Source organism: Phycisphaerae bacterium, from assembly GCA_035275405.1.
Lineage (GTDB): Bacteria > Planctomycetota > Phycisphaerae > UBA1845 > UTPLA1 > DATEMU01.
Window position 1 is genome coordinate 78,666 of the sequence record DATEMU010000001.1, and the last position, 11,669, is coordinate 90,334.

Annotated in this window: 12 protein-coding genes; 5 read left to right on the forward strand and 7 right to left on the reverse strand. The window is 62.8% G+C overall.

Annotated elements, in window-relative coordinates:
• Positions 1 to 88: 88 nt before the first annotated feature.
• Both VJZ71_00285 and VJZ71_00290 read left to right on the forward strand, forming a co-directional pair.
• Positions 89 to 2,008: a beta-propeller domain-containing protein gene (locus VJZ71_00285; GenBank protein ID HKQ46489.1), complete on the forward strand. Its 1,920-nt coding sequence runs from the start codon at positions 89 to 91 to the stop codon at positions 2,006 to 2,008.
• A 64-nt stretch (positions 2,009 to 2,072) separates the two neighbouring features.
• Complete coding sequence (locus tag VJZ71_00290; GenBank protein ID HKQ46490.1) at positions 2,073 to 2,279, forward strand: hypothetical protein; 207 nt, start codon at positions 2,073 to 2,075, stop codon at positions 2,277 to 2,279.
• Between the two features lie 84 nt (positions 2,280 to 2,363).
• Here the strand turns inward: VJZ71_00290 and VJZ71_00295 are convergent, their stop codons facing one another.
• From VJZ71_00295 to VJZ71_00325, 7 genes are all read right to left on the reverse strand, one after another.
• A complete protein-coding gene (locus VJZ71_00295; GenBank protein ID HKQ46491.1) occupies positions 2,364 to 2,996 on the reverse strand; it encodes a DUF1579 domain-containing protein in 633 nt (210 codons plus the stop codon).
• A 393-nt stretch (positions 2,997 to 3,389) separates the two neighbouring features.
• Positions 3,390 to 4,754: an 8-oxoguanine deaminase gene (locus VJZ71_00300; protein HKQ46492.1), complete on the reverse strand. Its 1,365-nt coding sequence runs from the start codon at positions 4,752 to 4,754 to the stop codon at positions 3,390 to 3,392.
• Positions 4,751 to 5,050 (reverse strand): type II toxin-antitoxin system RelE/ParE family toxin, encoded by a 300-nt coding sequence (locus VJZ71_00305; protein HKQ46493.1) that lies wholly within the window; start codon positions 5,048 to 5,050, stop codon positions 4,751 to 4,753. Before VJZ71_00305 ends, VJZ71_00300 begins: the two co-directional genes overlap by 4 nt.
• A 5-nt stretch (positions 5,051 to 5,055) precedes the next feature.
• Positions 5,056 to 5,295, reverse strand: coding sequence for a type II toxin-antitoxin system ParD family antitoxin (locus VJZ71_00310; GenBank protein ID HKQ46494.1), 240 nt, complete (start codon positions 5,293 to 5,295; stop codon positions 5,056 to 5,058).
• A 123-nt stretch (positions 5,296 to 5,418) separates the two neighbouring features.
• Complete coding sequence (locus tag VJZ71_00315; protein ID HKQ46495.1) at positions 5,419 to 7,851, reverse strand: xanthine dehydrogenase family protein molybdopterin-binding subunit; 2,433 nt, start codon at positions 7,849 to 7,851, stop codon at positions 5,419 to 5,421.
• Positions 7,848 to 8,336, reverse strand: coding sequence for a (2Fe-2S)-binding protein (locus VJZ71_00320; GenBank protein HKQ46496.1), 489 nt, complete (start codon positions 8,334 to 8,336; stop codon positions 7,848 to 7,850). The genes VJZ71_00315 and VJZ71_00320 overlap by 4 nt, the downstream gene beginning before the upstream one ends.
• Positions 8,333 to 9,163 (reverse strand): FAD binding domain-containing protein, encoded by an 831-nt coding sequence (locus tag VJZ71_00325; protein HKQ46497.1) that lies wholly within the window; start codon positions 9,161 to 9,163, stop codon positions 8,333 to 8,335. The genes VJZ71_00320 and VJZ71_00325 overlap by 4 nt, the downstream gene beginning before the upstream one ends.
• A 185-nt stretch (positions 9,164 to 9,348) precedes the next feature.
• Here VJZ71_00325 and ribE point away from each other — a divergent pair, with 185 nt between their 5' ends.
• The 3 genes from ribE to ftsY are packed head-to-tail and all read left to right on the forward strand — an operon-like array spanning position 9,349 to position 11,199.
• Positions 9,349 to 9,825: a 6,7-dimethyl-8-ribityllumazine synthase gene (ribE, locus tag VJZ71_00330; GenBank protein ID HKQ46498.1), complete on the forward strand. Its 477-nt coding sequence runs from the start codon at positions 9,349 to 9,351 to the stop codon at positions 9,823 to 9,825.
• Positions 9,822 to 10,268, forward strand: a complete 447-nt coding sequence (gene nusB / locus VJZ71_00335; GenBank protein ID HKQ46499.1) for a transcription antitermination factor NusB — start codon at positions 9,822 to 9,824, stop codon at positions 10,266 to 10,268. Before ribE ends, nusB begins: the two co-directional genes overlap by 4 nt.
• A gap of 16 nt (positions 10,269 to 10,284) precedes the next feature.
• Positions 10,285 to 11,199: a signal recognition particle-docking protein FtsY gene (gene ftsY / locus VJZ71_00340; protein HKQ46500.1), complete on the forward strand. Its 915-nt coding sequence runs from the start codon at positions 10,285 to 10,287 to the stop codon at positions 11,197 to 11,199.
• Positions 11,200 to 11,669 lie beyond the last annotated feature (470 nt).

The window sequence follows — 11,669 nt, forward strand, 5'->3', positions numbered from 1 at the left end:
GAACCGGCGTTGGAGGGAATTGGCCATGTGCCTCCAAAGTCACCTGCCAGCAAGACTCGCCTCCCTCCTCGCGGAAGGAACATCTCCCATGTTGCGAATACAAAAGTCTCATCGCGTTTCCTATCGTGCCGTTCGCTTTCAGTTTTGGCTCTTCAGTATGGCGTGCGCAGCGAGCGCGCTTGTGGGATCGGGTTGCGGCGAGACCGCGCCATCCACCAACACCCCGGCGCCTTCCGGCGATTTTGCGGCCGCGCCCGAAGCGCAGACCGACGCGGTCGGTCAGGCCTTTCGGGAGATCGAAGAGGCCGACATCATCAAAGTCGTCGGCAACAAGGTCTATGTCCTGAATCGCTTCAAGGGCCTGATCATCATCGACGTCACCAATCCCAATGCCCCGGGCATCACGGGCGAACTCGATCTGCTCGGCCGCGGCGTGGAGATGTATGTCGTGGGAAGTCAGGTCTTCGCGATCCTCAGCGCCGATTACTACGTGGCCTACGCCGAACCGGGTGGCGTGATTGCGGACGTGGGTCCCGCCCCGCCGCCGCCGGATTTCAACGGCAGCCAGCTTGCCATCATCGACGTCTCCGATCCGGCCCACCCGCAGGTGGAAGGCAAAATCAACCTCGTGGGCTACGCCAACGCCAGCCGCCGCGTGGGCAACGTCATTTACGTCGTCGGCGAGGAGTTCATCTCCTATGGCGCGGACCAGCCCGTCTCGAGCAGCGATCCGCAGACCGGCTTTGTCGCGTCGGTCAACGTGGCCGACCCGGCAAATATCGTTCCGGTGCAGCGGGAGACGTTTACCGGCCGTTCCCTGGCGATCCATGTTTCGCAGACGACGATCTTCGCGGCGAGTCGGGAATTCGACTCTGACAACGGCGGCAGCTTCACTCGCGTACAGGCCATCGATATCTCCGATCCGGCCGGGGCGATCGACATTCGCGGAAGCGTGGACGTGCCGGGCTTCATTCGCAATCGCTTTTTCATGGACGATTTCGAAGGCGTCCTGCGAATGGCCACCGAGTCCGACGGTTTTGGGTTCCGGCAGGTGCGAGTCTATACCTACGATCTGACCGATCTGGACGCGATGGCTGCTTTGGGCCAGGTGGACGTAATCGAGGGCGAGTCGCTGGAGGCGGCGCGGTTCGACGGGCCGCGCGGCTATGTGGTGACCTTTCTGAGGGTCGATCCGTTATTCGTGATCGATCTTCGCGAACCGGCCAACCCCGCCGTATCTGGAAATCTCGTGGTGCCGGGCTTCTCCACTCATTTAGAGCCGCGCGATACACGATTGATCGCGGTCGGCGTGGATGACACGAACGGCCAGCGGCCGGCGGTGGCTTACTACAACGTCGCCGATCCCGCCGCGCCCAGCGAGTTGGGGCGAGTGGTGCTGGGTCCGCCGGGTTCATTCACCGATTCGGACGCCATCTATGACGAAAAGGCCTTCAAAATCGTGGACGAACTGGGCTTGATCGCGATCCCGTTCCACCACTTTGAGGGCGGCGGCGGCACGCCGGTCCCCGTGCCATTGGGCGGCGGTGAGCCGACGGCCGCGGAGAGTCCCGACGTGCCCAAGTGCACCAACGGCGTGCAGCTTGTGGATTTCAGCGACACCGCCCTGACGCGGCGCGGTTTCTTCGAGCACCGCGGGCGCGTGGAACGCGTCGGCGTCGTCGGCGGTCGGGTCTTCGCCCTGTCCCAGGCCGCTTTCCAAACCGTGCATATCGACGATCGCGACAGCCCCGCCAAGGCAGGCCAGGCCGACTTTTTCACCGGGGACGACATGTCGTACTACGCCGACGACTGCGGCGGTTATTGGGGACCGATCGACCTCGTGGTCAACGAGGACCCGTGGGGCGATTTCCTCTCCGCATTTTTCGGCGGAGGCCTTTGCGGTGCGCTCGGTGGCGCCCCTCTGCTGATGATCCCGGCGGGGCTGTTGGCCGGACGGCGGGTGACGCGCCATCGGCGTCGGGGCGCAGCCTCGCGCCGGCGGCCTTGAGCGCTGCTATGATTCTTACGGTTGGGCTCCACTCGCCGGCCTGCCAGTCAGGAGGCGCTATGCCGTGTCACTACGAGCCTTCCACATTCTTTTCATCGCGATCGTGATTGCCGGGGCCGATTTAATCGGCGCCTGGGCGCTCCTTGAGTACCGAACCTCGGGCGAGGCCGAGATGCTCCTCGCGGGCATCGTCACGCTCGTCGGCGGCCTAGGCCTGATCGCCTACGGCATCTGGTTCATGCGCAAGCTGGATCGCGCCAATATCCACTAAGGACCTCGCGCAACCCCGGTTCCAGCGACCGGGGCTGCGCGAGTGTGTCGGGGGCGAAAGCGGCCAGGGAGGCCGCGCTACGCGCTACTTGCGCGTGTACACGATGTCCAGGCACTTGAATTCCTTCCCCTCGGGCGTCTTGTCGTACATTTCGAAGGTGTGCTTGCTGTCGCTGATGAACTTCGAGATGCTTCGATAAGTCTTGGTCTTGTTCGTCGCGGGGTCTTCGTAAGTTCCGATGTAAGTAATGATCTTTCCGGTGGCATCGGAGGTTCCCTCGGAGATCATGGCCCCGGTTCCCATCGTATCCATCCAGATGTTGACGTACTTCTTCTTGACGTTGTCGTATCCGGTGATTCCCAACCCGCCGAACGGGCCACCCATCATCTGACCCTCGAACTCCTCCATGATCCATCGATCGCCCAGGATGGCCTTGGCCTTCGTCACGCCCGTGCTCGGGGAGGGCGGCGCATCCGGTTTCATCCAGAACGTGGTCGCCACATCCCACGTGCCGGCGATGGAGACAAGCTGCTTGTGCTGAGGCCCCGGAATCGCGGCCTTCATGCACGCTTCAAACGTCTTCTGTTCTTCGGGGGTCATCTTCGGCTGGCCTTGCGGGGGGTCCTCCGAAAAGACCTGCGTCGTGACAAAGGCCGTCGCGACGACGAGGGCCAGCGCGCCGGCGAGCCATCGATAAGGGGATGTGCGGGAACTCATGGAAACACCTCTTGATTACATTGGCCGAGCATGATCACGCCTTCGTCGCCGACCGACGCGGCCGGCGGCGTCAATACGAAGAAGCAGTCAGGCAGGCCGTTCCTCTTGGTACCGGGTTGGGCCCCGGTCACTGCGACCCTAACAGTATCCGAACAAAATCCGGGTGTCAAGGGCTCTTGCCCTGATTTTCGCGGAATTCGAGCTAGGGAAAACCCCTATAAGTAAAGGGGTGTCGGGGCAAATTCCTCCGAGAAATGTCGCTGACGACGAAGTAACTCGTCCCAATCAACTACCTGTGTCGAGGCACACGATCCAAGGGTCCACATTCTGGACAGGTTGCCGAGACGTTTCCCGTCACTAGCCGCCCTTCGCATCTTCCAGTTTGAGTTCCACTCATCCCCGAAAGCCGTGTGCTACGAGCCGATTAAAGCGCTCAATCAAGTTCGACGCGTCCAACGAAGCAATCTGGCCTTCACACACCACGGTCCGGCCATTCACCAAAACGCGATCGGCACGGGCGACATGACAGAGCATCAGCGCGCCAAGTGGATCCTGTTCGACCGCCCCGGCCAGGGCGATGTCGTTGCGGCGATACATGGCCAGGTCAGCGGCGAAACCGACGGCAATATTGCCCAGTTCCGGTCGGTTGAGGACCGCGGCACTGCCGAGCGTGCCGAGCGTGAACGCCTCTGCGACGGAAAGCGCTTTGGCCCCGCCGGCGACACGCTGCAGGAGCACGGCCTGGCGCGCTTCCGCGAGCAGGTGCGAGCCGTCATTGCTGGAGCTGCCGTCCACGCCCAGGCCGATTCGCGCCCCGGCGTCGAGCAAACGGCGAACCGGCGCGATGCCGCTACCCAGCCGCATGTTCGACGAGGGACAGTGGGCGATGCCGGTATGGCTTTGGGCCAACCGGCGAATATCGGCGTCGGCCAGATGAACGCAGTGCGCGAGATAAACGTCTGTCCCCAGCCAGCCGAGTTCGTCGAGCCATTCGATGGGACGCTTGCCGAACGTCTCGAGGCAGTATTTCTCTTCATCTTTGGTCTCGGCGGCGTGCGTGTGCAGCAGCGCCCCATGCGCGCGGGCCAATGAGGCCGTCTCGCGCGACAGGTCGGCGCTCACGGAAAACGGCGAGCAGGGGGCCAGATCGATCCGCCGCATGGAGAGCGTTCTCGGATCGTGAAAGCTCTGCAACGCCCGCTCGCAGTCGGCGAGGATCGTCTTTTCTTCCTGAACGCAGCCATCCGGCGGCAGACCGCCGCGCGATCGTCCGACGCTCATACTCCCGCGGCAGGCATGGATGCGGATGCCGAGTGACTCGGCCGCTTCGAGGACGGCCTCGATTCGCACGTCACTGTTCTGGGGAAACAGGTAGAAATGATCGCTCGTCGTCGTACAGCCGGACAACAGAAGCTCGGCGATGCTGATCTGGCTGGCCAGCCGAACGGCTTCGTACGTCAGCTTGCTCCACTTGGGATAGAGGGCCGTCAGCCAGTCGAAAAGCTCGGCGTCCTGCACGCCCTTCATGCAGCGCGTCAGGGATTGATACAGGTGATGGTGCGTATTGATGAGGCCGGGGATGACGATGTGGTTGGAAGCGTCGATGATCTCCGACCCTGAGCCCGGCGCATTCTGACCGGTTGAGCTGACATCCTTGATGACGCCGCCGTCGATGAGGATCGAATGATCGCCCAGCACCACGGGCTTTCCGTGGCGATGGGCGATCAGCGTGGCGTGGTCGATGCGAATTGAATTCATGACAGTCGTTGAAAGATCGCTGGAATGTCGCGGGCGCCGTGGAATACGCGCAGCAGTTCAATTCCGTCATCGAGAGGCAGGTAGAAAACGAGATAGTCGCCTACAGCGAAGCTTCTGATGTTTTCGCCGAGATCGGGCCGGGCTCGTCCCATCATCGACTGAGTGGCCAGGATCGAGGATTTCTCATCGATCGATTCGACAAGGCGATCGGCCGCGTCCACGCTGTCCTGTGCGATGTAAAGCCAGATTTCCAACAAATCCGAATTGGCAAGGGGCGTCCGTCGAACTACCGGCATTGATTCTATCCGAGTCGCCGCCGCCCCTCGGCCTTGATTTCATCAATATCGAGGGGCTCGCTTTCGCCCCTTTTACTCTCGGCGATCGCGGCCTGAATGTCCTGACGGAGGGCGTCATGCCGCTTTCGCAATTCCCGCAGTACGCGGACCGCATCGGCGATCACGTCGCGCTCGTTGGCGTATGCCCCGGTAGCGACTTGGTCTTCAACGTATTGTTGGAGGTCCAAAGGAACTTCAACCGTCATATTCGACCCTTCGAATGTCAGCGTCCGCAATTAACCACAGCATAGTCATTCGTGGTCCTGCGGTCAAAGTGAAGTTGTCCGATCCGCGTTTCTCCAATCTCAACGGGGGTGGAGCGTGGATTATCATCTGGCCAGATGTGCGTGCTCAGGCGCAAGATTCATCCTCGCCTGAAACGGAACCTGCGCCTCCTCCGGGTTTAGCAGTTCCCACACCCGCTGCGGATTGCAGGGCAGGGTGTGCGGCATGACGCCGATCGCGTTGCCGATCGCGGATAAAACGGCCGGAACAGCAGCAATGAGCGGCGGTTCGCCGATGCCACGGGCTCCGAACGGTCCGCCGGGATCGTCCGTTTCGAGGATCACGCACTCGATGGAAGGCACGTCGCGAAACGTGGGAAGGATGTAATCCGTTAAATTCGGGTTTTTCATCACGCCGCCTTCATTGACGACCTCCTCCATGAGCGCCATGCCGATCCCCTGCGTCGCTCCGCCCACCATCTGACCCGCGACGGATTGCGGGTTAATCGCCTTGCCCACGTCGTGGCAGGCGACAAACCGCTCGACGCGAACTTCCCCGGTCTCGACATCAACGAGCACCTGGGCGACGTGCGAACCGAATAAATACGTAATAAACGAGCGCGGCGACTGCCCGGTCTCAAAATCCTCGCAGACGGTCCGGGGCTTGAAGATCCCCGACGCCTCGAGCGAATAGCCGCGCTCGCGGCCTGCGGCGAGGATGTCGGAGATCTTCAGCTCCAATTTTTTGTCGAACCGGCCGACCGCCTTGCCGCCATGCAACTCCAGTTCATGCGGATGGACCTTGAGCACTTTGGCGGCGATATCGAGCACCTGTTCGTGGAGTTCGCTGGCGGCGATCTTGACGGCCCCCCCGGTGAAATAGGTCTGCCGCGTCGCCGAGGACGATCCCGACTCCTGCGTCCGCTCCGTGTCCGCCCAAACGACATCCACGAGCGACGTCGGAACGCCGAGTTCCTCGGCGGCGATCTGCGCAACCATGTTGAGCAGCCCCTGCCCATACTCAACGCCGCCGGTGTAGACTTCTAGGCGGCCGCTCTCGGCGAACTTGACCGTCGCGCGGCTGGCGTCCGGAAATCCATCGCCATAGCCGAGACCAAAGCAGATGACGGACATCCCCCAGCCGCGGCGCTGGTGGGACGCGAGCGGCGCGTCGCGCCCCGCCTTGGATTTGTACTGCGCCAGCGCGGCATCCATGCACTCCGTCGCCGTAGAGATCGGAATACGCTGCCCCGTCGTCACGTCGTCGCCACTATGAATCAGGTTCTTGCGCCACAGCTCCACGCGGTCCATCCCGAGCCGCTCCGCCAGCCGGTCCATCATCCCGTTGTAAGCGATCGCCATCTGGCACGCGCCGAAGCCGCGCATCGCCCCGGTCGGGTTGTTGTTCGTGAAGACGCCATAAACGTCGACATACACGTTGGGAATGCGCAGTGGACCCGTCGAATGGCTCGCCGCCTTGCGCAGCACCGCCGGGCCGGTCGATGCATAGGCCCCCTCGTCGGAATAGACGGTAATTTTTGCGGCGGTCAGCGTTCCATCCTTCTTCGCTCCGAGCGTGTAATGAATGCGAATAGCATGACGCTTGTGCCGTGCCCGCATCGACTCCTCGCGGCTGTAGCGCATCGCAATCGTCTTGCCGGGGTGCTTCAGCGCGACGAGGCCCAGGTAAATCTGAATGCTGATATCCTCTCGCCCGCCAAAGGCCCCGCCCGTCGCCGGACAGACGATGCGCACGGCCTCCATCGGCAACCCCAGCGCGAGCGCCGTTAGCCGACGCTCTTCGTGTGCCCATTGCCCCGACACTTGAATGGTCAGCAACTTTCCATCCCATTGCGCAATGCCGGCTTCCAGATCGAGAAACGCATGATCCACGGTCTGCGTCTGAAAAGTCTCGCTGACCACGACATCGCTCTCGGCCAGGGCCGCATCGGCGTCGCCCTTGCGAATGCGCTTGCCGCCCATGATGTTGCCGTCCGGTCGAAGCTTCGGCGCATTGGCGGCGAGGGCGTCGTCGATGTCCGCAACGACCGGCAACTCATCGTATTCGACCTTGACCGCGTCGCGACCACGCTGCGCGGCCTGCTCGGTCTGACCGACGACGACAGCGATCGCATCGCCGCGAAAAAGTACTTTATCTTCCGCCAGCACCGGATGATCGCGATGGATGAGCCCCTGCCGGTTCGTCCCCGGCATGTCCTTGGCAGTGTAGACCGTGATCACGCCCGGCACGAGTAGAGCAGGGGCGACATCGATCTTCACAATCCGCGCGTGCGGCTTCTCTGAGCGAGCGACCTGCGCGAAAAAATCGGCGCGATCAAAAAACAGGTCCGCGCCATATAGCGCTGTCCCGGTCACCTTCTCGACGCCGTCGATGCGTCGCTCGCTTCGGCCGACGGGACCGGCTGGCCGCTCCTTGTAGGGCGTCTGCGACGGGCGAACGAGCGGCTCGGTCGTGACAGGCGCAATCGATGCCGCTTCCCGCATTTCGCTATTCGCTATTCGCCCTTCGCTTTTCATTCCCGCCATTCCCTCGCGGCCGACTTGATCGCCTCGCAAATCGACGCGTATCCCGTGCAGCGGCAGATATTCCCCTCCATCCCCTCGAAAAACTCCTGCTCGGTCGGTTGGGGATTCGCATCGAGCAGCGCTTTCGCGGACATGATCAGCCCCGGCGTGCAGTAGCCGCACTGCGCCGCTCCGCTGGCCAGAAACTTGTCCTGCAAAACGTGCAGTTTGTCGCCGTGCGCCAGCCCCTCAATCGTCTCAATCGTCCGGCCCTGCATCTGCGCGGCCAGCATCAGGCAACTGTTCATTGGTTCGCCGTCGACGATGACCGTGCAGGAGCCGCACTCACCCTCCAGACACGAGCCCTTCGTGCCGGTCAGGCCCAGTCGCTCGCGCAAGAACCACAAAAGCGTTTCATCCTGATCCACCTCGGCCTCGATCGGCCGGTCATTGACCATGCAGACCAGTCGCCACTTGCCGTCTGTTCGCTCGCTCATGGCTGCACCCCCGCCGCCTGTTCGTCGCGGAGTTGCCGCAGGATACGCCGCGTCAGCACGCCGCACATCGCTCGCCGATACGACGCCGACGCGCGATGATCCGTGATCGGCGATACGTCCTTCATCGCGGCCAGCGCCGCCGCCTCAATCGCCCCGTCGCTTATCCCATCTCTGGCAATGATCGCCTCCGCCGACTTGGCTCGAATGACCGTCGGCGCGACGCACCCAAAGGCAATCCGCACGTCGCCTGCTGGCGAAAGCCCGATCGCGGCGCACACGAGGCTGATGTTGATCGAGCCGCGCTTGCCGATCTTGTACCATCCCGTCCGCCAGTCGGCGGGCAGCCGCACGGCCGTGATCAACTCGTCCGCCAGCAGGGCCGTCTTTCGAAACCCCGTGAAATACTCGGCGATCGGGATCATCCGCCGGCCCCGCGTCGCGTGCGTTAGTTCGACTTCGGCATCGACCGCCAGTAATGCGACACATCCATCTCCCGCGGGCGAGGCCGTGCCAAGGTTGCCAGCGATCGTCCCGCAGTTGCGAATCGCGGGTCCGCCGACGGTCATGGCCGCCTCCGCCAGCGCCCGCACCGGCAGCAGCCCCATCTTCGTAAACGTCGTCCCCCCGGAAAGCTCCCACGATCCGTTATCGCGACGGACCTCTGAAAAGCCTTCGACATGAGAAAGGTCGAGATAGTGCTTGGGCCCATGACCGTTGCGATTGAGCGCGACGATGATGTCCGTGCCGCCGCAAATCGGCGTGAGGTCTGAGCCCATTTGAGCGCGGAGTCGCAGCGCTTCGTCAAGTTGTCGCGGCTGATAAAACACGATCGTCCGCCAACAGGATGGGCGAGAAATGCGCCGCACGGCGCGTGCTTTCAAACCCGGTCGATTTTACGATCCGCGGCGGCTCTTCACAACCCTGGAGAGCCGCCTCCCTCGGCTGCTGTTCAGGGCGGCGGCCCTCCGTCGCAATTGAAGAAAACGCCCGCCGCCGCTAAACTCCTCTCGTCATGAGCGAAACCATCACCGGAAAGCTCGATGCGGGCGGACTGCGCTTCGCCATCGTCGTCAGCCGCTTCAACGAATTTATCTGTTCGCGCCTTCTCGCCGGAGCGCGAGACGCCCTGCTGCGACACAATGCGACCGAGGCGAATATCACTGAGGTCTGGGTGCCGGGGGCGTGGGAACTGCCGTTGGCTGCGAAATCCCTGGCCAAGTCCGGCCGCTTCGACGCAATTGTCGCCCTGGGCTGCGTGATCCGCGGCCAGACCACGCACCACCTGCACGTCGGCGGCGAGGCGGCCAAGGGGCTGGCCCAGGTCGGCCTCGAAACGGGCATGCCCATCGGCTTCGGCGTGCTGACGACGGACACGATCGACCAAGCCGTCGAGCGGGCGGGGGCCAAGGGCGGCAACAAGGGGGCCGACGCCGCGCTGGCCGCGCTGGAGATGGCCGCCCTCCTGCGACAGATCAACACCAAACGATGACCGACCGCCATTCAGCCCGCGTCCTTGCCATGCAGGCGCTTTGCCAGCTTGAAACGCTGGGCGATGATTGGATGGCGCAGCTCAACGATTTCGTGGCCGACGAGGGCGCACCGTTGAATGTGCAACTGTACGCGCGACAACTCGCCCGCGACGCGTGGACGAATCTCGCGCGGATTGATGAAGCACTCCAGGCCGTCGCCGAGAACTGGGAACTCAAACGGATGATGATGGTGGATCGCAATCTCCTCCGCGTCGCCGCGTGCGAACTCCTGTTGCGCTCGGACATCCCGCCGAAAGTCGCGATCAATGAGGCCGTCGAGATCGCCAAGTCCTTCGGCGCCGCCGAATCCCCCGGCTTCATCAACGGCGTCCTCGATGCCATGATGAAGAGGCAGGAACCGAATCCCGCCGCCGAAACCGAACCACTGACCACAAACCACTGACCACTAGCCACTACCCATGGGCTTATTCGATCGATTCAAAAAAGCACTCGGCAAGACCCGCGACAAGGTCGTCACCAGCTTCCGCTCTGTCCTGCCCTTCGGCCGCAAGATCGACGAGGCCCTGCTCGACGAAGTCCGGGACACGATGCTCCAGGACGACTTCGGCCCGGCCACGGCCGAGCGGCTCATCGAGGCCGTCCGCGGGGCATGGAAGAAGGGCGAGATCCACGAGTCGCAGGACATCATCGCCTACCTCAAGCGCCACATCGTCGCCAAGTGGCCCGAGGATGTGCGGGCCTTGGCCCAGGCCGAGAGCGGCCCGACGGTCATCCTCATCGCCGGAATCAACGGCTCGGGCAAGACGACGAGCGTCGCCAAGCTGGCCAACTACCTCAAGAAACAGAACAAAAAGGTCATCCTCGCCGCCTGCGACACCTTCCGCGCCGCGGCCGTGCTCCAGCTTTCCCAATGGGCCGAGCGCTGCGGCGTCGATCTGATCAAGCACGGTCAGGACGCCGACCCCGGCGCAGTCGCCTACGACGCCTGCGAGGCGGCGCTGGCCCTCAAGGCCGACATTTTGCTGGTCGACACGGCCGGCCGCCTGCACACGCAGGACAATCTGATGCGCGAACTCGGCAAGATTCAGAAGGTCGTGGAGAAAAAGATTCCCGGCGCGCCGCACGAGGTCCTCCTCGTCCTCGACGCCACCATCGGCCAGAACGCCGTCAACCAGGCACGCTCCTTCAGCGAACACGTCAAGGTGACCGGCATCATCCTCGCCAAGCTCGACGGCTCGGCCAAGGGCGGCATCGTCGTCGGCATCCGCGACCAGCTCAACGTCCCGGTCAAGTTCGTCGGCCTCGGCGAGACGATCGAGGACATCGAGCCGTTCGATCCGGAGACCTTTGTCGAGGCCCTTTTCGCGGAATAATCGGCGGGGCAAATGGCGCACAAACGGTTGACCAAAACACGAGCGTCGAGGGCGATCCGGAATAGACCGCCCTTACGCATCTCCGCAATACTCCGCTGGGCGGCGGCTCATCATGAAAAGACCGGGCGATGGCCGAGCGTCAATTCCGGACCGGTGAAGGGCGTACCGGGCGAGCACTGGAACGCCATCAATACGGCGCTTTTCATGGGCTATCGTGGACTTCCGGCTCGGAGTTCACTGGCGAAACTCCTGGACCGGCGGATGAACGGCCGGTGTCGGAAACGACCCGCGTCATCCCCACGACATGTCCTGAAGCGCCCGGGTAGGCATGATCCTGGGAGAGGGATGCCGCCCAGAATAGCAAGTGTCCGCATCCTGGGTTCTCACGGTGACGTTTGGCGAACCTACCGGACAGCGGCACTTCTCGATCGAAGGAGATCCGCACCTCTGACGACAAAGCAGATTCTGAA

Coding starts and splice junctions, on each gene's coding strand:
- ribE (HKQ46498.1), top strand. CDS start 9,349: ATGAGCGAAACCATCACCGGAAAGCTCGATGCGGGCGGACTGCGCTTC.
- VJZ71_00315 (HKQ46495.1), bottom strand. CDS start 7,851: ATGAAAAGCGAAGGGCGAATAGCGAATAGCGAAATGCGGGAAGCGGCA.
- ftsY (HKQ46500.1), top strand. CDS start 10,285: ATGGGCTTATTCGATCGATTCAAAAAAGCACTCGGCAAGACCCGCGAC.
- VJZ71_00320 (HKQ46496.1), bottom strand. CDS start 8,336: ATGAGCGAGCGAACAGACGGCAAGTGGCGACTGGTCTGCATGGTCAAT.
- nusB (HKQ46499.1), top strand. CDS start 9,822: ATGACCGACCGCCATTCAGCCCGCGTCCTTGCCATGCAGGCGCTTTGC.
- VJZ71_00295 (HKQ46491.1), bottom strand. CDS start 2,996: ATGAGTTCCCGCACATCCCCTTATCGATGGCTCGCCGGCGCGCTGGCC.
- VJZ71_00305 (HKQ46493.1), bottom strand. CDS start 5,050: ATGCCGGTAGTTCGACGGACGCCCCTTGCCAATTCGGATTTGTTGGAA.
- VJZ71_00285 (HKQ46489.1), top strand. CDS start 89: ATGTTGCGAATACAAAAGTCTCATCGCGTTTCCTATCGTGCCGTTCGC.
- VJZ71_00300 (HKQ46492.1), bottom strand. CDS start 4,754: ATGAATTCAATTCGCATCGACCACGCCACGCTGATCGCCCATCGCCAC.
- VJZ71_00310 (HKQ46494.1), bottom strand. CDS start 5,295: ATGACGGTTGAAGTTCCTTTGGACCTCCAACAATACGTTGAAGACCAA.